We start from the raw sequence: 22,564 nt of genomic DNA on the forward strand, positions 1-22,564 counted from the left end.
CAGAATTAGGTTAAATGCTTTTGCGCTTTGTAGGAAGATCGTACCAGTGCGCCACTCTCTACGTGACGGAAGCCCATTTCCAATCCAATGGTCTCATACTTTTTGAACTGCTCCGGTGTAATAAACTCCTTTACTGGTAAATGTTTTTTTGAAGGTTGGAGGTACTGTCCAATGGTAACAATGTCCAAGTCTACACCTCGTAGGTCTTCCATTGTTTGGATCACTTCTGCTTCTGTTTCTCCCAACCCGAGCATAATTCCGCTTTTGGTGCGGTTAATGCCTTCAGATTTTAGGTAACGGAGTACTTCAAGGCTACGCTCGTATTTTGCTTGTATGCGCACCTCACGGGTAAGACGTTTTACTGTTTCCATATTGTGGGAAACTACTTCGGGAGCTACTTCCACGATGCGGTCAATATGTCTGGTTACCCCTTGAAAATCTGGAATAAGTGTTTCCAGTGTGGTTTTTGGGTTCATACGGCGTATTGCCTTAACGGTCTCTGCCCATATAATAGATCCCATGTCCTTTAGGTCGTCACGATCTACCGATGTGATGACCGCATGCTTGATTTCCATGAGCTTGATAGAGCGGGCCACCTTTTCGGGTTCGTCCCAATCTACTGTTTCTGGTCTTCCGGTCTTTACACCGCAAAAACCACAGGAACGGGTGCAGATGTTCCCCAATATCATAAATGTTGCGGTTCCCTCTGTCCAGCATTCGCCCATGTTTGGGCAGCTTCCCGAGGTACAAATGGTGTGCAAATCGTATTTATCTACCAATCCCCTGAGCTCTGTATATTTTTTACCAGTGGGTAATTTTACACGAAGCCATTTTGGCTTTGCGGTAGGTCTTGTGGGAGTTGCTGTTTGTGTGCTCATAGGTTGCCGCAAAGATACAATATTATACACGGAATGTATAACGAAACCCCTTCAAGATTATCTATGGTCGCATAGCTTCCGAACATTAAATGTAGCTAAAGTTTTTCACCTAGAGCGTAGTGAGGTACCATATACTGAAAGCTACAAGTACACCAATGCTGAGCAAGGCATACATTTTGAAACCTTTTGAAGGCCTTGCGTTTTGGGGCATTTCGGTACTTGTTACTACTTTGTAATTTAAGATGGCATAAAAAGGTGCGGTAAGAAATGAAAGTATTGTCGCTATTTTTATGAGTAATCCCATTTCAGCTAAAAAGAAAAAGAAAATAATAAGGGTGCCCACTGCCAATATGGCCAGCCAAAATAAATATCCTCTTTTATAGTGTCTTTTGGTTAAAATTTCAGAAGTTACCTTCATCACCCTTGGTGAGCCATCCAATGTAGTAAGCGTGGTACTGAACATAGTGGTTAGCGCCACTATGGCTATGATCCATTTTGCCCCCTCTCCCAAACTGAACGCATACATATCTATAAGCTGGTTGGCAAATGTTCCTGCATTTGTGGAAAAGGAACTCCCACTGCCAAACATTACATGTGCCCCAAGTGCCAAAAAACCTATTGCCAAAATGGTGGTGGCAAGGTAGCCTACGTTATAATCAAACAAAGATTGCTTTTGGTTTAGGCTGGGTTCCAGTTTTTTCTTCTCTACCGTCCACATACTTTGCCAGATGGAAATGTCCAAAGGGGCTGGCATCCACCCCATAAAAGCAATCAAGAAAGCAATAGAGGCTGCATTGTTGGGCAGGGTTTGGGAAAAAGAGAGACTGGTTGAAGCTTCACTTGCCATGACAACGGCAACGATCGTAGTGAGTGTAAGACATAGCACGATAACCTTCATTAGGGTGTCCAGCACTTTGTATCTTCCCAAAATAAGTATCCCGAAACATAGGGTAGTGATTATGGCTGTCCAAACAATTTCGGAGCCACCAAACAATGAGACTGCAATGCCCGCTGTAACAATTGTCACTGCTGTTTGTATGGTGAACATGGTAGCAAAAGTGAGCAAAAAATAGGCGATCAATGCTCCTTTTCCTAGCCTTTTGTAACCATACAATAAGCTTTTTCCTGTGGCGGCAGCATACCGTGTTCCAAACTCAAAAAAAGGATACTTAATTGCATTGATGAGCAATAACGCCCACAGGAGGCCAAAGCCAAAATCTGCACCGGCTCTAGTAGATTGCACCAAGTGCGAAACACCAATAGCGGCACCAGCAAATACGAATCCTGGCCCCAATTTTTTAAGGAAACCTTTCAAAGCAAACTATGGGATTTAATAATTTCGGCCAGTAGTTTTCTGGCGCGGAGCAAGCGTACTTTTACATTGCTCAAAGGTTCTTTCAGTGTATCCGAAATTTCATTATAGGACATTTCCTGAAAATACCGAAGATTTATAACATCTTGATAATGCGGTTTAAGCTGTTTGATAAAGCGAAGTAGTTGTGCCAGATTTTGCTCGCGTATCAACCTGTCTTCGGCTGTAGGACTTTGGTCAGGGATTTTGTTTATATGCTCCTCGCTGGTGTCTGCAGTTTGGTTGATGATAGATTTTTTCCGCTTTCTATATTTATCTATCTGTATATTCTTGGAGATGGTTAGTAGCCAAGTCCCAAAAGTGTATTCTGGGTCAAAGGTGTCCAGCTTGTCGAACGCTTTACTGAAAGTTTCTATGGTTATATCTTCGGCTTCGTGTTCGTTATTTACTCTTTTGAGCTGAAATCCGTACACCTGGTTCCAGTAGTGATCCAATAAAAAACTGAAGGAACCCTGTTTGCCTTCAATGGCGCTTTTTATCTTTTTTTGAATGTGTGCTTCGGTTATTTCCAACGGGAAGGTTTTGTGTGGCTATTAAAAATAAAGATACTTAATTGCACCCAAAGTAAAAATAATTCCAATATCGGGATAAACGGGATGAGGTTGTTTTCTTTCAGTTTTCTAGCAGCGAGCCCAAGGATGCTGTACTGTGATAGAAGTCTTGCCGCAACGATACCTAGCGTGATCTCCCAACTGCTTGCAATTAAGCAAAGGATAGCCAATACCCAAAAAAGAATGTTTGCGGTGAAATACAGCCCTAGTAAAAATTTATGCTTGGGTTTGTACAACTTTGCAGTGGTAATATGCCTTCTCTTTTGGTGTATCCAACTTTTAAAGGTGGTTTTGGGCTTGGAAACGGTCATGCTTTCTTCAGCATAACATATAGCCGTATTTGTTGAAGTGGCCGCTTCGTTTACAAAAAGATCATCGTCGCCAGAAGGTAATTGTATGTGACTCATAAACCCGTTATTGTCGTAATAGAGTTTTGCTGTATAGGACAGGTTTCTGCCTACACCCATATAAGGAACGCCCGCTTTGGCGTATGAAAAATATTGGGTAGCGGTCATTAGGGTTTCAAACCGTATCAAGCTGTTCAAAAAACCTTTTTGTTTTTCGTAGGCTCCGTACCCTAATACAATCTGTATGTCCTCGTTGAGGGGGGCGGTCATCTTACGTATCCATTGGTTGGAGGTTGGTTTGCAATCGGCATCGGTAAAAAGTAAGCGCTGGTTCACTGCTTTTTTCAGACCCAGTGTAAGTGCGTACTTTTTATTGCCCCAAAAGGCTTCGTTGTTTTTTACGTTTACCAACTTTACGCGCGGATCCTTTTCGGCAAAATGCTCCATAACCTCTAAGGTGTTGTCGCTAGAAGCATCATTTACCAAAATAAGTTCAAAGTTGGGATAGTCCTGTGCCAATATGTGCGGAATGTTCTGGGATAGATTTTTGGCTTCGTTCTTGGCGCAAACTATAACCGAAATGGGATAGGTGTGTCTCGGTGTTTTGAGGTAGGGATTGGCAAATGCAAATTTTGAAAAAAGCGCATAATAGCCACAGTTAACTACTACTGTTGCTGCCAATAGGTATAAAAGAACCATAAATTACTACAGAAAATAGGGTGTGCTATGAGGTGTGTATTTCTTCCTTGCAATCTTCAAACTGGTCCGGTGTCTTTCCGCAAAAACCACAAGCCTCACCCTCTTTGTTCAAAAAAGGATTTTGGCTGGCGCATGTCCCGGCAAATTTGCCGTCTTTCTTTCCCCAAATCTTAATGGCGATTCCAGCAACAGCTAACAGAAGGAGCGTTATGGTAATCAATAAAATTTTCATCCGTATAAAATATTTGATAAAGTGGAGGATGGAATGCCCAAAAGTACCTCTCCAGCAGGTTGCAAAATTATGGTGGGCATTTTCTGCCTTGAAATTTTATCGCAAAAATACAATCTTTCTTGGGGATGGCTTAGAATTTTGGTTATTTTTAGCCTTTAAATCCTAAAAACCAGAGATGAAACCAATCCATATTCTTTCAGTAGCATTACTTAGTGGCATTACCTTGTTTTCATGTAAGAACGATGTTGAAGCTACTAAAGAAAGCACTATTGAGACTACTAAAGAGACCACTACTGAAACTTCTGTCGAGACCCAAATAAATAAAAAGGAAGTTACTCCCAAAAAAAACCTCACCGAAAAGGAAATAGCCCTTAAAAACAGTCTGATGGCAAAGGTGATGATGAATAGCGAAATAAAAAACTTCACACGCGCTATGGTCTCTGCGGGATTGATAGATGGACTGTCCAATGCAGAAAAGGAGTACACCATATTTGCCCCAGTTGACCCTGCTTTTAATGTATTCGGAAAAGGCCAGAATATAATGACAGATCCCACAAGAAAAGAAGAATTGACCAATATGCTTAACAACCATATTGTAGTAGGAACTATAGATAGTGCTACACTGTTGCAAAATATAAAGCAGAACGGCAGCCAACAACTTACTTCCAGAAGCGGAAAAAAAATCAAGGCGACACTCGTAAACAACGATATTGTACTTACGTTCGGGGAGACAAAAGCTACTTTAGGGAAAAGCGATTACAAGGGTAGCAATGGCGTGCTTCACTTAATCGATACTGTGCTGCAATAGTTTTACTGAAAATTAAAATAACTTTTTAAAAAACATTTACTTCGGGCTCGATGTAGATTCCAAAAAGTTCTTTTACTTTTTTCTGGATCTTGATGGCAAGTTCCCAAATTTCGGCTCCGCTTGCATTTCCATGATTTACCAAGACCAATGCTTGGTTTTTGTGTATGCCCGCATCACCAAAACGCTTGCCCTTAAAGCCAGCCTGCTCAATGAGCCATCCCGCAGGAATCTTGAACTGTGTAGGAGAAACTTCGTAAAAGGGTGCTTCTGGATGTTGGGTCCTGAACTGTTGGAAGTCTTCAGCCGAAATGACCGGATTTTTAAAAAAACTGCCGCTGTTTCCCAATGTTTTGGGGTCTGGAAGCTTGGATTGCCGAATTGCGATCACTGCTTCTGAAATATCCTTGATGGTAGGCTTGTCTATATCTTTTGAGGCCAATTGATCTTTTATGGCGCCGTACGAGGTCTGTAGCTTGTGGTTTTTTTTGGTAAGCTGGAATGCAACGCTCGTGATGATGTATTTGCCTTTGAGCTCATTCTTAAATACCGAGTTTCGGTAGGCAAACTTACAATCCTCCTTACTGAATGTTTTTAGCTCGCCAGTTACAATATGTACTGCCTCGCAGGATACAAACACGTCCTTTAACTCTACACCGTAAGCTCCAATGTTTTGTATGGGAGCGGTTCCTGTATTCCCTGGGATTAAAGATAAGTTTTCAATGCCTCCGTAGTTATTTTCAATGCAATAGGTTACAAAATTGTGCCAATTTTCGCCCGCCATTACCTTTAGATGAACAGTGTCTTCATTTTCTCCAACAATAGAAATTCCTTTTAGGTTCAAATGGATTACGAGGGATTGCACATCTTTGGTCAGCAGCATATTGCTACCGCCACCCAATAAAAATAAAGGTTCTTCGGGATTGCTGGCCAGTACGTCCTTTAATTCGGCAATTGAGGAAACCGATACAAATTTCCGAGCCTCTACATCTATGCCGAAGGTGTTATATTTCTTAAGGGATTTATGGTTTTCTACAAACATTAATCGCGGTATTCTTTCAAAGCAGCTTTTAAGATATTCACTGCTTTAATAAGGCTCTCCTTTTGTAGGACATAGGCTATACGTATTTGGTTTTTACCTACGCCTTCACTGGAATAAAAACCAGCGGCGGGCGCTACCATAACGGTTTGTCCATCTACATCGAACTTTTCCAGCAACCATTGGGCAAACAGGTCGCTATCCTTTACTGGGAGCTCTACAATACAGTAGAATGCCCCTTTAGGGTGGCCAACCTTTACTCCTGGAATTTCTTCCAGTAATTTTATTAGGGTGTCTCTTCTATCCTTGTATTCGGAAATCACCTCGTCAAAATAACTTTGTGGGGTGTTTAATGCTGCTTCACTGGCTATCTGGGCAAATGTGGGAGGGCTCAACCGTGCCTGCGCAAATTTTAAGGCGGTTTGTATCACCTTATTGTTCTGTGAAACTAAGCACCCAATACGCGCACCACACATACTGTATCTTTTTGAAACGGAATCTATTATAATCCCATTTTGGGACATGCCCTCTATCTCTAGAATGGAGGTGTGCTTTTCACCATCATAGGTGAACTCTCTATATACCTCGTCTGCTACGAGAAATAGATCGTGTTTATTTACAATTTTCACCAGCGTCTCTATTTCTTCTCTTGAATATAGATAACCCGTGGGATTTCCCGGGTTGCAAATAAGTATAGCTTTGGTCTTGGGGGTAATGAGCTTTTCAAACTCGGAGATAGGAGGCAGGGCAAAATTATCCTCAATCTTGGAGATTACAGGTACAATCTTTACACCGCTTGCCGTGGCAAAGCCATTATAATTGGCATAAAAGGGTTCGGGTATAATAATTTCGTCACCTTGGTCAGCAATGGTACCCATGGCAAAGAGTAATGCCTCGCTACCTCCCGTTGTAACAATAATATCTTGCGCGTTTACAGGAATGTTATTACGATTGTAGTACGCTGCGATTTTGGTACGGTATGGCTCAGAACCTTCAGAGCGAGTATAAGCTAAAATATCGAGATGGTGATGTGCAACAGCATCCATCGCTATTTGGGGGCTCTTTATGTCTGGTTGGCCTATGTTTAAATGAAATACGGTTTTGTTGTTTTTATAGGCTATCTCGGCATAAGGCACCAATTTTCTGATGGGCGACTCTGGCATTCTAGCTCCTTTGGAAGATACTGTGGGCATAGGTTTTTTATTAGTAAACAAATTTGCGAAATATATTCCATAAATACACGTAGTTATAGGTAGAGATGGGTTATTTTTTTATCTTGAGGATTATGCGTTTTTCTTTTGTACTTAGGTTTTCGGTTATTTTTAGTGTTTTGCTGTTTTTCAGTATGCAACTATCGTACGGGCAAGAGGGATTTACACTGCCTGAAAATGTGAAGCGCGACAAGGTTTCTTTTGAGCTAGTAAACAATCTGGTCATTATTCCAGTAGAACTCAACGGCACAAAACTTTCTTTCTTACTGGATACTGGTGTTAGCACTACATTGCTGTTCAGTATAGCACAAAACGATTCGTTACAGCTTAAAAATGCGGTTCCTGCATCTATTAGGGGCTTGGGGGATGGCGGAAGCATAGATGCACTAAAGAGCCAAAACAATATATTGAGGGTAGGAAAGGCAGTGGATAAAAGCCATTCATTGTATGTGATTTTTGACCAATCCCTAAACTTTTCACCTCGAATGGGAGTGCCCATCCATGGTATTTTGGGTTACGATTTCTTCAAGAAGTTCTTGGTCAAGACAGATTATACTTCAAAAAAACTCACGGTATACAACCCTAAATTCAGCAAAAAAAATCCTTGTAGATCATGTGAAGTCGTTCCTCTGGAGTTTCATTCCAACAAACCATTTGCAAGAATGAAAGTTTCGGTACGTAATGGATTTGAGGATAAATTATTTTTACTGGACACAGGCTCTAGCGATGCCCTGTGGTTGTTTGATGAGACAGATTATATTTCAGAACTCCCAAAAAATTATTTTGAAGATTATCTGGGTTTGGGGTTGAGTGGTAGCATATACGGAAAACGTTCAAAAATAGAGAGTCTGTCTATTGGCTCGTACGATTTAAAGGAAATCGGCACCTCTTTCCCGGATGGGGAGAGTCTTCGGAATATTGTTTTTTTTAATCATAGGGAAGGAACTATTGGCGCAGGGATATTAAAGCGGTTTACGGTATTTATGGATTATTCCCAACAAAAAATGTATTTGAGGAAGAATAGCAACTTTAAGAAACCGTTTTATTATAACATGGCAGGGGTTACCCTTCAGCACGATGGTACCGTTACCGTGAAGGAGGTTCAGGAATACAGGACGGGCTCCTTGAATATGGCCAAGAGCGATGCCAATAATGGCTCTATAACTATACCGGTTGTACAGAGTTACTCTTTATTTTTGGCTCCAAGGATTGTTGTGGCGGAGCTGCGTGAAAATTCTCCTGCGGCGGAGGCAGGGTTGCAAATAGGCGACGAGGTAGTAACCGTAAACAACAAGCCAGCGTATAAATATAAATTATACGAGTTGTCTGCCTTGTTCAGTTCAAAAGCCGGTCGAACCATTCGCCTTACCATCTCGAGGAACGGAGAGGAACAAAAAATAAAATTCGTTCTAAAAAAACTATTATAAATAAAAGAGCCGATTTTCAATTGAAAACCGGCTCTTACTATATCTAAAAGTAAAAGTTTATTGCATAACACTCTTACCTTCGGCTAGAACTTCGCCTTTAATCTTTAACGCTTTTACAGGCTCAGACGCATTGGAGTACACTGTAATAGTCTTTCTTATAGGTCCTACCTTATTTTGCGTATCGTATTTTACCTCTATTTGTCCTGTTTCTCCAGGATTAACAGCTCCTTTGGGTTTTTTTGGAATTGTACAGCCACAGCTAGATTTCACGTCGGTCACTACAATGGGTTGGTCCCCTACGTTGGTGAACTCAAAAACGCGAACTCCGTCGCTTCCTTTGGCTACTTTACCGTAGTCAATCGTTTCTGTCTTAAATTCAAATTTTCCCTGTGCGTTCATTGCCAATCCAGCAAAAAGTATCACAGCTAATAAGAGTAATTTTTTCATGATTTCTAAAATTTTGGTCAGGCTAATGTACTTAACTTTTACACAACCTGCAAACCAAGTTATTCACTTTAATAATTTTATAATAGTACAGTAAGTACTACTTTTGTACTTAGTTCAAAAATTAGACCAAACTATGGCACTTACCGCAAAATATAATGCACAAACGGTTGAAGAAAAATGGTATAGCTACTGGATGGAGCAGGGATTTTTTCATTCTGAAGTAAATGATAAAGAGCCTTACACCATTGTAATCCCACCTCCCAATGTTACGGGAGTACTGCACATGGGCCATATGTTGAACAACACCCTGCAGGATGTGTTGATACGTCGTGCTAGACTAAAAGGGTATAACGCTTGTTGGGTACCGGGTACAGATCACGCTTCTATCGCAACCGAGGCAAAAGTTGTGGCAAAGCTTAAAGAAGAAGGTATTGAAAAGGACAGTCTTACCCGAGAAGAGTTTTTGGAACACGCCTGGAAATGGACCCACAAACATGGTGGGATTATCCTGGAACAACTCAAAAAATTAGGGGCTTCCTGCGATTGGGAGCGAACCAAGTTTACCATGGATGAGGATTTGTCCAAATCTGTCATCAAGGTGTTTGTAGACTTGCACAACAAAGGCAAAGTGTATCGAGGTTATCGTATGGTAAACTGGGATCCACAGGCCAAGACCACTTTGAGTGACGAAGAGGTGATCTATGTTGAAAAACAAGGGAATCTGTACTACTTAAACTATAAAATTGAAGGTTCCGAAGATACATTGACCATAGCTACAACAAGGCCTGAAACCATCATGGGAGATACCGCAATATGCATTAATCCCAATGACGGGCGTTTTGCGCACTTAAAGGGGAAAAAAGCTATTGTTCCAATTAGTAACCGTGTAGTCCCTATTATTGAAGATGAATATGTAGATGTAGAATTTGGTACTGGTTGCCTAAAAGTTACCCCAGCGCACGACGAAAACGATAAGATGTTGGGCGATAAGCACAATCTGGAGGTTGTTGATATTTTTAACGACGATGCCACACTGAACAGTTTCGGGATGCACTACGAAGGGAAAGATCGTTTCGTGGTGAGAAGGGAAATAGTGAAAGAACTTGAAGAGCTGGGTGCTCTCGTAAAAACCGAGCAGCACACCAATAAAATAGGAACTTCCGAAAGAACCGGTGCTGTAATAGAACCAAAATTGAGCGACCAGTGGTTCCTGAACATGAAAGAACTGGCACAACCCGCCCTAGATGCCGTTTTGGAGAAAGAAGTGAACTTAGTACCCGAAAAGTTTGTGAATACCTATCGTCACTGGATGGAGAACGTTCGCGATTGGAACATCTCACGCCAATTGTGGTGGGGACACCAAATCCCAGCGTTTTATTATGGAGATGGTAAGGAAGAGTACGTAGTTGCTGAAACAATGGAAGAAGCGCTAGCCATAGCACAGGAGAAATCTGGCAATAACCAACTACAGCTAACCGATTTAAAACAGGACCCAGATGCACTGGACACTTGGTTCTCGTCGTGGCTATGGCCCATAAGCGTCTTTAACGGTATCTTGGAACCGGACAATGAAGAAATAAACTATTATTATCCCACAAACGACCTTGTTACCGCACCCGAGATTCTTTTCTTTTGGGTGGCTCGTATGATTATTGCCGGATACGAATACCGTGGCGAAAAACCCTTTAACAATGTGTATCTAACAGGTATCGTTAGAGACAAGCAACGCAGGAAGATGAGTAAATCCCTAGGGAACTCGCCAGATCCTATCGAGTTGATCAACAACTATGGTGCAGATGGCGTGCGTGTGGGAATGTTGTTGAGCTCGCCTGCAGGGAACGATCTTATGTTCGACGAGGACCTGTGCAAGCAGGGGAGTGGCTTTGTAAATAAAATATGGAATGCCTATCGCTTGATAGACGGTTGGGAAGTTTCAAAAACAGAAAAAGCTACCGAAGCCTCTACCATTGCAATAACTTGGTATAAAAGTAAATTCCAGAAAGTGTTGGCGACCATCGAGGACCATTATAGCAAATACCGAATAAGTGACGCACTGATGTCCACATACAAATTGGTCTGGGACGATTTCTGTTCCTGGTTATTGGAAATGGTAAAACCTGCGTACGGAAAGCCCATTGCTGCTGAAACCTATAACGAAGTGATTGGTATATTGGAGAACAACTTGAAAATACTACACCCCTTTGTACCTTTTGTTTCGGAAGAAATTTGGCAACACATTGCTGAAAGAACCCCCGAGGAAGCCTTGATCGTTTCAGAATGGCCTAAAACCGAAACTATTGACGAACAGTTGATAAAGGATTTCGACTTTGCAGCAGAAGTAATCTCAGGCATCAGGACCATCAGGAAACAGAAGAATATTTCTTTTAAGGATGCTATCTCCCTTTCGGTCATCAATAACGAGAACTCCAGTACCCAATTTAATGCAGTTATTGAAAAGATGGGTAACGTTTCAGCCCTAAACAACGTGGATACCGCTGTGGATGGCGCATTGACTTTCCGTGTAAAGTCCAACGAATATTTTATCCCTATTGAAGGTGCCATAGATGTTGAACAAGAAATAGCAAAACTCACCGAAGAGCTTAGCTATACCCAAGGTTTCCTAAAGAGCGTACAAAAAAAACTGAGCAACGAGCGTTTTGTCTCCGGAGCTCCTGAAAAAGTGGTAGCGATGGAAAAACAAAAAGAGGCAGACGCCCTTGCCAAGATCGAGACCATTAAAGCTAGTTTGGCCGGATTGCAGTAGCACAACCCGTTAAAAAGTTCTAAATTGTTCTAAAACAGCGTTAAAAGTGCGTTTTTGAGCTGTTTCTCTATGTATATTGGTTTAAAACTTAATATCATGGAACAGGCAAAGTATGAACAGATGCAAACGATGCTCAACAAACTGGAAGATGTAAAGAACAGCCAGGAGAGTATTATCGACAAGATTAACCACATTATTACCGATCTTTTTCAAAACCCGGACAAAGACCTTGAAAAGGTGATGGAAGAGGCCCACCAGAGAGCTTCGGACAATGTTGATAACATTCGTGAGGCGATGGAAGAGTACGAGATAAAGTTCAACAAGGCGCAGCAGGCGTAAATACTTTTCAAACACTTACACTAAAATGGCAGTCTACATAATTAGGTTGCCATTTTTTTATTTCCTATACAAAAAATACTGCCGTACGGCGTCTATATACGCTTGCTTGGCTTGGTCCATGGTCATTTCCTTTGTTTGGAATAGTGCGTTGGTTTTAAAAGCGCTTATCAATGGGTTGCTGCCACTGGGGCGGTCATCGCTATTGGTTGCTTTTTTATAGTAGGCGTAGAGGCGTAGCAGGACATCTGCCGGAAAAGGTTCGGTATGCTCGTTGATGCTCTTTACAGCTTTTTTAAAGGCGATATCTAGCTCTTCGGATGTCATTTATTTTTCTGCTAAAACCGTAATGCCCCCTTTTACTTTTTGGTTTAGGGACACGTTTATTTTTGTGTCCACGGGCAAGTAGATGTCTACCCGAGACCCAAATTTTATAAAACCGCTATCGCTGGCCTGTGCTACGGTTTCCCCTTCCTTGGCGTAATTTACAATGCGCTTTGCCAGTGCGCCCGCAATTTGCCTGTGCAATACGTCGCCAAAAATTTCAGACTTTACTACCACGGTGGTACGCTCGTTCTCTTCACTGGATTTTGGGTGCCACGCTACTAAATATTTGCCGGGGTGATATTTACTGTACATTACATTTCCACCCACGGGATAGCGCGTAACGTGAACATTAATAGGGGACATAAATACTGAAACCTGTAAGCGCTTGTCCTTAAAGTATTCTTTTTCGAACACTTCTTCAATTACTACAACCTTACCATCTACCGGTGATAGTATATGGTTCTCGTTCAGGGGAAAATGTCTCTTTGGGTTTCTGAAAAATTGAAGGATCAAAATCAAGAACACAACCAGTGCTAGTATAATACCGCCGCGATACAATTGGTCACCAACAAAATAATTGGCCGTTACACTTAAAACGATCACTATTATTAGTGTGATTAAAATTATTTTATGACCTTCTCTATGAAACATAATCTACAATTAATAAAAACGCATATAAAAATGGGCTGGCATACATAATGCTGTCCAGCCTGTCGTACAAACCGCCGTGTCCGGGCATTAAGGTGCCACTGTCCTTCACGCCTGCCTGGCGCTTAAACTTGGACTGTATAAGATCTCCAATTGTGCCAAATAACGATGCCAGTATGCCAAGACAAATCCAGACCCAGAGGTCGTAAATTTCAGAATAATTAAAGATAATAAATGCAGCCAACATAGACCCAGCGATACCTCCCAAAAATCCTTCAACAGTTTTCTTGGGGGAAATACGTTCCAGCAGTTTGCGCTTTCCAAAATTTTTCCCCACCAAGTAGGCTGCACTGTCGTTACCCCAAATCAATAAAAATACGCCTATAATGAGCTTGGGATAAAATTCATTTTGTTGAAAAGGGATGAGGGTAAGGAATACAAAACCACTTATTACATAAAATATCACCGTGATGTATTTCTTTTTCTCGAACATTGGGATCTTAGTTGTCCAGAGAACGTCCTTCAGCAAGAATAGGTTTACAAAACAGGTTAGGATGAGGTAGAGGTAAATGGCGTTTTGGTCAAACACGTCGTAGCTAAAAAAGTACATGAACACCAACAATAAGGCATAAGAAATGTAGCTTTTAAGATGTACCAGACGTAAAAATTCGGTAAGGGTAATGCCAGCGAGTATGAGGAAGAGTGCCATTAACCATTCGTGCGTAGTGTACATCGAGAAAATAATGATGGCGGCATATAGCAATCCCGAAATGGTTCGAACAATAAGTTCTTTCATAAATTATAGGTCTTCCAGTAGCAACAAATATAGGTTTTTTGTGCTACTTCCATAACTCATAAAGTCCTTTTCTTTTTTGCTCTCAAAGTCCTGAATGGTAGTAATATTGCTGGGTATCTTTCCTTTCTGTTGCATTTTTATAATGCGCAACCCCTCGCTAATAGTGTCAACAAGTTGGCTGGTCGTGGCAAAGATCACGATGTTGTCCGGGAGTTCATTAAGTTTTTTCTCCTTCATTTGGTTGGAGGAAAGGAGGATGGATCCATTATTGGCCACTAAGCTCTCACAAGTTGATAGGAAAAAAGTTGCTTTCCCCTTTTTGCTGAAATTTAAATTGAAACCATCGAATCGAGAAGTGAGCTGCTCGTTGATGCAAAAAACATCCTTTTCATACCAATCGTTCTCCATCAGGATATTATCAAAGGCCTCGAGAATTTCCTCAAGGTTTTCGCAATACAGAAATTTCCCACCGTTCTTGTTGAAGTTGTATGTAAACTTTTCGTCTATGGGAAGTTTCTCCTCTGGGTAATATTTTCCTCTTGCTTCTTTTTCTGAAGCCTTATTCTTCTTGGGGTTTAAAAGTCTTTTAAATAGACTCATGGGGTTTTAAATTGAGGAGTATGCATAACCTAATTATGTAAAGATAAAAAATCTTGACTAAGTATAAGTTGAAGCCAGCAAAACTTTGAAATTACAATACTATTTCTCTTCGGGAATGGTATTGTTTTCAGTTTCGGTCTCTTCAGGGTTGGTTTCGTTAGGAGTACTTTTTTCGGTAAGTGGTACCTCCTTTGCCTTTTTAAATGGGCGTTCCCCAAAGATACGTTCGAGACTTTCCTTGAAAATCACTTCTTTTTCCAAAAGCTCTTCTGCCAGCAATGTAAGTTTGTCCTTGTTGTCTTCCAAGAGTTTAATGGCACGTTGGTATTGGGCTTCAATGATTTTTGAAATTTCCTTGTCTATAGACTCGGCAGTCTTTTCACTATAGGGCTTGTTGAAATTATAGTCTGTCTGCCCAGAAGAATCGTAATAAGTCAAGTTTCCAATTGTTTCATTTAGGCCATAAATAGTTACCATGGCTCTGGCTTGCTTGGTCACTTTTTCAAGATCGCTCAAGGCACCCGTAGATATTTTGTTGAAAATCACTTTTTCGGCAGCACGTCCACCCATGGTAGCGCACATTTCGTCCAGCATTTGTTCTGGGCGAACAATAAGGCGTTCTTCCGGCAAGTACCAAGCAGCTCCCAAAGACTGCCCACGTGGCACAATGGTTACTTTTACCAAAGGCGCAGCGTGTTCCAGCATCCAGCTTACTGTAGCGTGACCTGCTTCGTGGAATGCAATTGCTTTTTTCTCGTCCGGTGTAATTATCTTGTTTTTCTTTTCTAGACCGCCTACAATCCTGTCCACAGCATCCAAGAAGTCCTGTTTTGTAACAGCTTTCTTTTCTTTTCTGGCTGCAATGAGGGCTGCTTCATTACAAACATTGGCAATATCTGCTCCCGAAAACCCAGGGGTTTGCTTCGCCAAGAAATCTGTGTCCAGCGAGTCGTCTTGTTTTAGAGGCCTAAGGTGAACTTCAAAAATTTCTTTACGTTCACGAACGTCCGGCAGGTCTACATATATCTGTCTGTCAAAACGTCCAGCACGCATTAGGGCTTTGTCCAGTACATCGGCACGGTTGGTAGCAGCCACAACGATCACGTTGGTATTGGTGCCAAATCCGTCCATTTCGGTCAATAACTGGTTTAATGTATTTTCTCTTTCGTCGTTAGATCCAGAGAAATTACTTTTTCCCCTAGCACGACCAATGGCATCAATTTCATCGATAAAGATGATTGACGGCGATTTTTCCTTTGCTTGTTTGAAAAGGTCACGTACACGGGAAGCTCCCACACCCACGAACATTTCAACAAAGTCTGATCCCGAAAGTGAGAAAAACGGTACTTGTGCCTCGCCCGCAACGGCTTTTGCCAATAGGGTTTTACCGGTTCCGGGAGGTCCTACCAATAGTGCTCCTTTGGGGATTTTTCCTCCTAGGGAAGTATATTTTTCAGGGTTTTTCAGGAAATCTACAATTTCCTGAACCTCTTCTTTAGCGCCCTCTAGTCCTGCAACATCTTTAAAGGATGTTTTAACATCGGTTTTTTCGTCAAATAGTTTTGCTTTGGACTTTCCAATATTAAATATCTGCCCACCGGCACCTCCACCGGCACCAGCACTCATACGGCGCATGATAAATATCCAAATACCAATGATTACGGCAAAGAAAATTATGGAGGGTAGGAACTCGGCCAATAGGTTGGTCTCGGTATCCCAAACCACTTTCGTGTTCAGGTCGTTCTCTGCTTTTATGGTATTGATACTGTTCTCAAAATTCTGTAGATCCCCAAACTCAAATTGATAGGTAGCTTCGTTCGCACCTGGAGATAGGAAGGAATTGTCTGTTTTTTTCGAGTGGATTTCCTTCTGTTTCGCTTCTGGGGTCAAATAGATCTTTGCAACTTTCTTGTTTACAATTTCAACCTTTTCAATATCCCCGTCGCGAAGAAACTTCTGGAAATCTGCCTGTGTAGTCTTAGCTGGTTGGGATAAGCCACCTCCAAAAAACTGACTGAACAGGATTACAATTACAAAGATGATGGCATATACCCAATAGTAGTTAAACTTGGGTTTGCGCATTTCAGGTTTTTTATTCTCGTTAGCCATGCGGCGTAGGTTTTTTTAGTAAGTGGTTTCTATTTTAACAGTTTTGGCGTCTCCCCAAAGGCCTTCAATATCATAAAATTCCCTGATGTGTTTCTGGAACACGTGTACTACAATATGCACGTAATCCATCAAGACCCATTCGGCATTTTCGGTACCTTCAATGTGCCAAGCTTTTTCCTGCAAGCTCTTGCTAACTGTTTTTTGTATGGAGTTTACAATGGCATTTACTTGTGTATTCGAGGTACCATCGCAAATTATGAAGTAGTCGCAAACTGTATTTTCCAACTCCCTAAGATCCAATATTTCAATATTTTGACCTTTCACTTCTTCAATACCCTTTATAATGTGGGCTACCAGTATGTCGTTGTCGTTTTCTTTTTTTGGCATTCAAAAAATTTATTTGTGCAAAGTTATCACTTTTTTGTTTCTTTAACGCCGTTCTACGACGCAAGTAATTTTAAATATTTCCTTTGGATATAATCAAACTTAATGCCATCCCTTCCACCAATAGCTACTTGCGGGAACTTGTTGCACGAGGCCAGGTTGGAGATGAGCTTGTGGTCACGGCAACAACGCAACAGGAGGGCAGGGGACAACACGGCTCTGTATGGCAAAGCCAAGCAGGGAAAAGTCTTGCCTGTAGCCTGTTTAAGCGGTTTTCGGGACTTCGGGCCACAGAGCAGTTTTTACTGAATATGCTGGTTTCGCAAGGAGTTGTGGATGCCCTGAAAGTACTAGAGATACCCAAGGTTGCTATAAAATGGCCTAACGACATAATGTCACAAGGTAAAAAAGTGGCAGGCATTTTAATTGAAAACCAACTAAAAGGAAGTGAAATTTCCTCTGGCATTATCGGTATTGGGCTCAATGTAAATGAAACATTTTTTGAAGGACTTCCACAAGCGAGTTCGCTTAAATTGATAACCGGAAAAACCTTTACTATCGATGAAGTGGTTCATACCGTAGCGACACTTGTGTTTGAAAGATTAAAAGGAATGCCTTGTGCCACATTTGGAACAGTACAACAAGACTATCACGACCTTTTGTTCAAAAGAAATGTGGTCTCAACTTTTCAGACTGAAGCTGGGCTTAAGATTAATGGGATCATCTTAGGTGTTTCTCCACTTGGGAAACTGCGGGTTTCCCATGAAGACGACACGATCGTGGAGTATGGCTTAAAGGAAATTAAGCTATTGTTCTAAAACTATACAGTCTCTAGGTTGGTTGCCAAAGTCTCCAAGAACTTGGTAATAGGCCCTTTAATCATCATCTTCATCATAGGGTTGAAATCACCTTCGAACAATAGTTGGGCTTGCGATGTCTCCTCAGCTACTTGTGTGACATTTCCGGTTAGGGTAAAAGGCAACTTGTCGCTCATAGCGCCCAATATAACTTGGTTGGGAGGGTTCACTTCCTTTACTTCCAGTGCTATTTCTGGCATTCCTTTAAGGGCAAATACAAAGGCTTTTTCGTTGATCACCTCAAACTTGCTCGTGTTCTCTGGCATGAGCTGTTCAAAATTCTTTACGTCACTTAAGTAGTTGCACAACTCTGTTGCAGATTTTTGAACGGTCACTTTCTTGCTTTCAATTTTCATAGTATATGTTTGGGGTGTTGCGTTATAGTTTTACGGTTGGGTTCCAATTGGCTGGGTCTTTTCTCCACTGTGAGAGTATGGCAGCTTCTTCCGTATTTATATAATGTGATCTTTCTGCCTGTACCAGTAAGTGTTCGTAATCGCTCAAGGTGTGCAGGGTAATGTCCTCTTTTTTGAAATTTTCTGAAGCAACATCAAAACCATAGGTAAATATGGCTACCATACCCTTTACGTTCACGCCTGCTTCGTTAAGTGCTTTTACTGCAAGGAGGCTGCTCTTGCCGGTGCTTATAAGGTCTTCTACGACGACAACATTTGCACCCTTTTCCACAAAACCTTCAATCTTGTTCTGCCGGCCGTGCTTTTTTGCCTCGGGGCGGACATAGCAAAAGGGAACGTTCAGGTAGTCCGCAACAAGCATGCCAATGCCAATGGCACCCGTTGCCACACCTGCTATGGCGTCTGGTTTTCCGTAGAGTTCCTCAATTTGTTTTGCAAGTTGCTCTCGTAAATAGGTCCTGATGATTGGATAGGAGAGCGTAATGCGGTTGTCGCAATAAATTGGAGATTGCCAACCGGAAGCCCATGTAAAAGGTTTTTGTGGTTGCAATTTTATTGCATTAATTTGCAGCAATAATTCAGCTGTTTTATGCGCTGTTTCTTTATGTAAAATCATACTGCAAATGTATAAAGTTTTTGTCAAAGACATCCCTATAATACTTTCTACCGAAAAAAAAATAGGCAGCAATTATAAGTCCATTCCCATAAAGTTGGCGCGTTTCAAAAAAATCATCAAGAAGATTAACAATGGCGAGTTACTGTATGTGAATCTATACCACAAAAACCCGGAGAAGCTGGAAAAGTTCCTTCGTAAGAAACTTAAAGTAGTGGAAGCCGGGGGAGGCATGGTTTTTAATCCAAAAAAGGAAATTCTATTTATTCGCAGAAACGGGAAATGGGACCTCCCAAAGGGTAAGATGGAAAAGGGGGAAAGCTTTGAAGAAGCCGCAGTACGCGAAACCATGGAGGAAACAGGGGTGAAGGACCTGAAGGTGAAGCGTTTTATAACAAAAACGTACCACGTTTTTAAACGTAACGATAAATTTAAGCTGAAGATAACCTACTGGTACGAAATGTACACAGACTATGACGGGGAACTCATCCCAGAGGCCAATGAAGGCATTAAAAAAGTGCGCTGGAAAAATTTTGAAAAAGCACAGAAAGCCCTCCAAGACTCCTACGAGAATATAAAATTGCTCTTTCCCAAGGAATATTTAACCACCCACCCTAACGATAGGGTATCTTAAATGAGCTTTCTCGTAATTGGGGGTTTGCTTATGTATCCAGTCCAATTGCAAGAACCAGTTGGCCTCAAAACTGGGGTCCTGCCTTTTTTTGGCTTCAAACTGTTTTTGAATCTCTGGATTTTCGTTTAGGAATTCCATGGCCTTATCTTCCCATACATAGGGCGAAAACCCTTCTTTTTGCTGAAGGATGGCATCGAAAAAATTCCAGTTAAAGAATGAATCTGGGGCGGACGGCTCCAGCGTTTCAATTAAATACCTCACCCCGTCCTGATCTGTGCTGAACCAGTAGTCGCCTTTTTTTACCTCAACATTTTCAGTGGTGGCCTCCACTTGGGTGCTGTAGTGGGGATAGTGGCCCTCGTAAGGGTTTTGAAAGGTTTTATAATCTTTTATGTGGTAAACTTGCGCTTTAATAATGGTATCGCGTTGTATTGTTTCATAATGTATTTTGTTCTGTTTTAGTAAGTCCAGTACGTTCCAATATCCCTTTGGGACAATGTAGGCTTCAGGAATCGTAATACTTGCCAATGGTGCAAAAGTGTTGTAATAGGTAACATCTCGCGTAAAAGGTTTGTCGCGGTCAAATTTCAGTCTTTGTTGGCCCGTTACTTCGCTGGGTATTTGTGATGCTTCATATCCTTTAAACTGAAGTGTGGCTGTTTTACTGCTGTCCACTTTCCATTGGATAGGGTACTTGTCTCCCGGTTTGTAGAGGTCACGGTCTATTTTTTTTAGATTCTGTACCAATTCTGAATCTTCATCGGCTATTTTTATAAATTGTTCCATTAATTTATAAGTGCCCTCCACTCTTTGTCTGTAGGGCTTTAGCATATGGGTCTCTACCATCATGCCAACGGTGCCAAACAATGTTGTATACCCGGTTGAGTAGCGTGGGGAATCCATAAACTGTGTAAATCCTGCCTCTGGAGATTTATTGAAAACGTTTACGTAAGGAGTAATATCCCATTCGTTTTTTTGAAGACTGTCCTCCAGTTTGGGCATAAAAGAAGTGTTCAGGTATTCGCCCAACCTGCCACCTAGCTTGTTGTGCTGTGTAAAAAGGTGTGTGAGCGTATACTGGTAATCTGCTCCATTGCTTACATGGTTGTCTATAAAATAGTCTGGCTTCACGATCCTGAAGATATTGGCAAAGGCACGAGCGTTCTTCGTATCTGCTTTAATGAAATCCCTGTTAAGGTCATAATTTCGGGCATTTCCCCTAAAACCATATTCCTCTGGACCGTTTTGGTTGGTACGGGTATGGGAATTTCGGTTAAGGGCGCCGCCAATATTATAAACTGGTATTACAGCAACGATGAGATTTTCTGGAGCTGGGATTTTCCCTTCGGCCAGGTCGCGCATCAAGAGCATGGATGCGTCAATCCCATCGCTCTCCCCGGGATGTATGCCGTTGTTGATGAGCAGGACGCTCTTTTTATCGTTTTTAGAGAACTCAGACTCGAAGGACCTATTGGGGTTAAAGGTCACTAAATGCAATGGTTTGCCGCTATCGGTCCTTTGCATTTCATACATGGCAATGGAGTTGTGTGCTTCTGAAAGGTTGTTGTAAAATGTTATAACCTCTTGGTAAGTGGGTGTCTCGGTTCCAGAGGATTTTTCAAAATGGGTAGTGAAGTCAAAATTATTTTTTCTGCTTTTTTCTGAACAACCTACCATGCTAAAAATAGCAACGAAATAAAGCATACTGTATATTGATGATAATTTTTTATCTGAAATTTTCATGGATTTGTATTGATAATTGAAATGGTTTTTTATATTTGTAATTCAATATTAAACTTTTAATTCAAATTATTATGAAAAAATTTACTTTACTAGCAGCTCTTGCATTAGGTGCTGTTACGATGAATGCTCAAAACGTTCTTGTAGAGAGAGCTGCCGATGATCCAACTGGAACTGGTTTGATTAGTACCAATGGTGCTGATGATGCTGGAGTTTTCTGTGCAGATTACTTTACTGTATCTTCTGACGTTGCTCTTGGTAACATATTGATCAACGGATTTACTTCTTCTGGAGCTGCTATTGAGCCTTTCTTGGAAGGATTTGATGTTTTTGTTTACGCCAACGGTGCTGATGTGCCAGACGGTACTCCATCTGCTGGAGATGCTTTGTATGATATTTCAAACATTGACATTACAGGTTCTGGTTTCGAATTGGTACAGGATGATGGTACTACTGTTTTCCGTGTAAACTTTACCGATGCTAACGGTGGATCTCAAGTAGTTCTTCCAGCTGGTAACTACTGGATGTCTATTGCTCCTAGAGTAACTGGAGCTTCTGGTGGAGATGGTCGTTTCAACTGGGCAGGTAGTGCTTCTACTCCAGATGTACAGCCAGTATTAATTGACGAGGGTGACTTGTTCGGTGTAGGTGCTACAGATTGGACTAACATCTCAACTCTTATCGGTCAGGATTTCACTGCTTTGTCTTGGACATTGGTAGATGAGCCTCTTTTGAGCGTTGGAGATAACATTGCTGATGTTGCTTCTGTATACCCTAACCCAACCAATGATGTGTTGAATGTGAACATTCCTTCAAACATCGAGATTGAGTCTGCTACTTTGGTAGACGTTCTTGGAAGAGATACAGGTCTTACTTTGTCTAACGGAACTATCAACACTTCTAACCTTGCAAATGGTGTTTACGTATTGAACGTAGTAACTTCTGCTGGTACTCTTGTTGAGAAAATCGTTAAGCAATAAGCATAACACACTCTATAATTTAAGAGCCCGGTTTTCCGGGCTCTTTTTTTGTTTTATACTTTAGTGTGTGAAAAGCGAGTATTCTTATCTTAGAAGCTGTAAAATATACATGTGCTTGCTTGCCTTGAAACACTATTTGTTGGGTTTGTAAAGTACGGGTAGAGTAAGTTGTAAAGGCAGTTCAAACAATCTCCAAGGTGAAGTTACAAGATAGGGACATGACCATATTGTGTCTCTTAGAATATTTGGTAAACGGGGTTCAGCAACGTTAAAGATTTGCTTTAAGGATTGAGAGGAACTCCTTTATTCCATAATTTTACGACACTAAAAAGCCCAGCATTGAGCCGGGCTT

At 41.4% G+C, this 22,564-nt stretch carries 24 protein-coding genes; 7 read left to right on the forward strand and 17 right to left on the reverse strand.

From position 1 onward, the window contains the following. Nucleotides 1-5 precede the first annotated feature (5 nt). From lipA to C8D94_RS11455, 5 genes are all read right to left on the reverse strand, one after another. A complete protein-coding gene (gene lipA / locus C8D94_RS11435; RefSeq protein ID WP_115124098.1) occupies nt 6-878 on the reverse strand; it encodes a lipoyl synthase in 873 nt (290 codons plus the stop codon). Nucleotides 879-987: 109 nt separating this feature from the next. Then, complete coding sequence (locus tag C8D94_RS11440; protein WP_245946295.1) at nt 988-2,172, reverse strand: Nramp family divalent metal transporter; 1,185 nt, start codon at nt 2,170-2,172, stop codon at nt 988-990. A gap of 17 nt (nt 2,173-2,189) precedes the next feature. Then, a complete protein-coding gene (locus C8D94_RS11445; protein ID WP_115124100.1) occupies nt 2,190-2,762 on the reverse strand; it encodes an RNA polymerase sigma factor in 573 nt (190 codons plus the stop codon). Continuing rightward, entirely contained in the window at nt 2,753-3,847 is a 1,095-nt protein-coding gene (locus C8D94_RS11450; RefSeq protein ID WP_115124101.1) for a glycosyltransferase, read from the reverse strand. Before C8D94_RS11450 ends, C8D94_RS11445 begins: the two co-directional genes overlap by 10 nt. Nucleotides 3,848-3,872: 25 nt before the next feature. Beyond that, nucleotides 3,873-4,079, reverse strand: a complete 207-nt coding sequence (locus C8D94_RS11455; protein ID WP_115124102.1) for a membrane or secreted protein — start codon at nt 4,077-4,079, stop codon at nt 3,873-3,875. A 175-nt stretch (nt 4,080-4,254) separates the two neighbouring features. Here C8D94_RS11455 and C8D94_RS11460 point away from each other — a divergent pair, with 175 nt between their 5' ends. Then, nucleotides 4,255-4,887 (forward strand): fasciclin domain-containing protein, encoded by a 633-nt coding sequence (locus C8D94_RS11460; protein ID WP_115124103.1) that lies wholly within the window; start codon nt 4,255-4,257, stop codon nt 4,885-4,887. Nucleotides 4,888-4,912: 25 nt separating this feature from the next. On the opposite strand, the gene murB is transcribed toward C8D94_RS11460, so the two are convergent. Beyond that, entirely contained in the window at nt 4,913-5,926 is a 1,014-nt protein-coding gene (murB, locus tag C8D94_RS11465) for a UDP-N-acetylmuramate dehydrogenase (RefSeq protein WP_115124104.1), read from the reverse strand. After that, on the reverse strand, nt 5,926-7,116 hold the full coding sequence (locus C8D94_RS11470; protein ID WP_115124105.1) for a pyridoxal phosphate-dependent aminotransferase: 1,191 nt from the start codon (nt 7,114-7,116) through the stop codon (nt 5,926-5,928). Before C8D94_RS11470 ends, murB begins: the two co-directional genes overlap by 1 nt. A gap of 152 nt (nt 7,117-7,268) precedes the next feature. Here C8D94_RS11470 and C8D94_RS11475 point away from each other — a divergent pair, with 152 nt between their 5' ends. Beyond that, nucleotides 7,269-8,561, forward strand: coding sequence for an aspartyl protease family protein (locus C8D94_RS11475; RefSeq protein WP_170134769.1), 1,293 nt, complete (start codon nt 7,269-7,271; stop codon nt 8,559-8,561). A 57-nt stretch (nt 8,562-8,618) separates the two neighbouring features. On the opposite strand, the gene C8D94_RS11480 is transcribed toward C8D94_RS11475, so the two are convergent. Further along, the gene (locus tag C8D94_RS11480) at nt 8,619-9,008 is read right to left on the reverse strand and encodes a DUF1573 domain-containing protein (protein WP_115124107.1); all 390 of its coding nucleotides are present in this window, start codon (nt 9,006-9,008) and stop codon (nt 8,619-8,621) included. A gap of 133 nt (nt 9,009-9,141) precedes the next feature. Here C8D94_RS11480 and C8D94_RS11485 point away from each other — a divergent pair, with 133 nt between their 5' ends. Both C8D94_RS11485 and C8D94_RS11490 read left to right on the forward strand, forming a co-directional pair. Then, a complete protein-coding gene (locus C8D94_RS11485) occupies nt 9,142-11,772 on the forward strand; it encodes a valine--tRNA ligase (RefSeq protein ID WP_115124108.1) in 2,631 nt (876 codons plus the stop codon). Between the two features lie 96 nt (nt 11,773-11,868). Beyond that, entirely contained in the window at nt 11,869-12,111 is a 243-nt protein-coding gene (locus tag C8D94_RS11490; protein ID WP_115124315.1) for a hypothetical protein, read from the forward strand. 57 nt (nt 12,112-12,168) lie between these two features. On the opposite strand, the gene C8D94_RS11495 is transcribed toward C8D94_RS11490, so the two are convergent. The 6 genes from C8D94_RS11495 to rsfS all read right to left on the reverse strand — a co-directional run bounded on the left by C8D94_RS11495 (nt 12,169) and on the right by rsfS (nt 16,975). After that, the gene (locus tag C8D94_RS11495; protein ID WP_115124109.1) at nt 12,169-12,435 is read right to left on the reverse strand and encodes an acyl-CoA-binding protein; all 267 of its coding nucleotides are present in this window, start codon (nt 12,433-12,435) and stop codon (nt 12,169-12,171) included. Beyond that, entirely contained in the window at nt 12,436-13,086 is a 651-nt protein-coding gene (locus tag C8D94_RS11500; RefSeq protein ID WP_115124110.1) for a phosphatidylserine decarboxylase family protein, read from the reverse strand. Continuing rightward, nucleotides 13,076-13,879: a phosphatidate cytidylyltransferase gene (locus C8D94_RS11505; RefSeq protein ID WP_115124111.1), complete on the reverse strand. Its 804-nt coding sequence runs from the start codon at nt 13,877-13,879 to the stop codon at nt 13,076-13,078. Before C8D94_RS11505 ends, C8D94_RS11500 begins: the two co-directional genes overlap by 11 nt. Nucleotides 13,880-13,882: 3 nt before the next feature. Next, a complete protein-coding gene (locus tag C8D94_RS11510; protein WP_115124112.1) occupies nt 13,883-14,479 on the reverse strand; it encodes an LUD domain-containing protein in 597 nt (198 codons plus the stop codon). 99 nt (nt 14,480-14,578) lie between these two features. Beyond that, nucleotides 14,579-16,588 carry an ATP-dependent zinc metalloprotease FtsH gene (gene ftsH, locus C8D94_RS11515; RefSeq protein WP_115124113.1) on the reverse strand — a complete coding sequence of 670 codons (2,010 nt, stop codon included), beginning with the start codon at nt 16,586-16,588 and terminating at the stop codon, nt 14,579-14,581. Between the two features lie 15 nt (nt 16,589-16,603). Continuing rightward, entirely contained in the window at nt 16,604-16,975 is a 372-nt protein-coding gene (rsfS, locus tag C8D94_RS11520) for a ribosome silencing factor (RefSeq protein WP_115124114.1), read from the reverse strand. An 83-nt stretch (nt 16,976-17,058) separates the two neighbouring features. Between rsfS and C8D94_RS11525 the strand changes: the two genes are divergently transcribed. After that, nucleotides 17,059-17,790 (forward strand): biotin--[acetyl-CoA-carboxylase] ligase, encoded by a 732-nt coding sequence (locus tag C8D94_RS11525; protein ID WP_170134770.1) that lies wholly within the window; start codon nt 17,059-17,061, stop codon nt 17,788-17,790. 2 nt (nt 17,791-17,792) lie between these two features. Here C8D94_RS11525 and C8D94_RS11530 read toward each other — a convergent pair whose 3' ends face one another. Both C8D94_RS11530 and pyrE read right to left on the reverse strand, forming a co-directional pair. Further along, the gene (locus C8D94_RS11530) at nt 17,793-18,185 is read right to left on the reverse strand and encodes an SRPBCC family protein (protein ID WP_115124116.1); all 393 of its coding nucleotides are present in this window, start codon (nt 18,183-18,185) and stop codon (nt 17,793-17,795) included. 22 nt (nt 18,186-18,207) lie between these two features. Then, nucleotides 18,208-18,861 carry an orotate phosphoribosyltransferase gene (pyrE, locus tag C8D94_RS11535; RefSeq protein ID WP_115124117.1) on the reverse strand — a complete coding sequence of 218 codons (654 nt, stop codon included), beginning with the start codon at nt 18,859-18,861 and terminating at the stop codon, nt 18,208-18,210. Nucleotides 18,862-18,868: 7 nt separating this feature from the next. Here pyrE and C8D94_RS11540 point away from each other — a divergent pair, with 7 nt between their 5' ends. Beyond that, complete coding sequence (locus C8D94_RS11540) at nt 18,869-19,492, forward strand: NUDIX hydrolase (RefSeq protein ID WP_115124118.1); 624 nt, start codon at nt 18,869-18,871, stop codon at nt 19,490-19,492. Here C8D94_RS11540 and C8D94_RS11545 read toward each other — a convergent pair. Beyond that, nucleotides 19,460-21,235, reverse strand: a complete 1,776-nt coding sequence (locus C8D94_RS11545) for a M14 family metallopeptidase (RefSeq protein ID WP_394340216.1) — start codon at nt 21,233-21,235, stop codon at nt 19,460-19,462. The genes C8D94_RS11540 and C8D94_RS11545 overlap by 33 nt on opposite strands. A 119-nt stretch (nt 21,236-21,354) precedes the next feature. On the opposite strand from C8D94_RS11545, the gene C8D94_RS11550 reads away from it, so the two are divergent. Further along, nucleotides 21,355-22,212 carry a T9SS type A sorting domain-containing protein gene (locus tag C8D94_RS11550; protein WP_170134771.1) on the forward strand — a complete coding sequence of 286 codons (858 nt, stop codon included), beginning with the start codon at nt 21,355-21,357 and terminating at the stop codon, nt 22,210-22,212. The last annotated feature ends 352 nt before the right edge of the window (nt 22,213-22,564 follow it).

The sequence above is a fragment of the Marinirhabdus gelatinilytica genome (genome assembly GCF_003353425.1).
Classification (GTDB): Bacteria; Bacteroidota; Bacteroidia; order Flavobacteriales; family Flavobacteriaceae; genus Marinirhabdus; species Marinirhabdus gelatinilytica.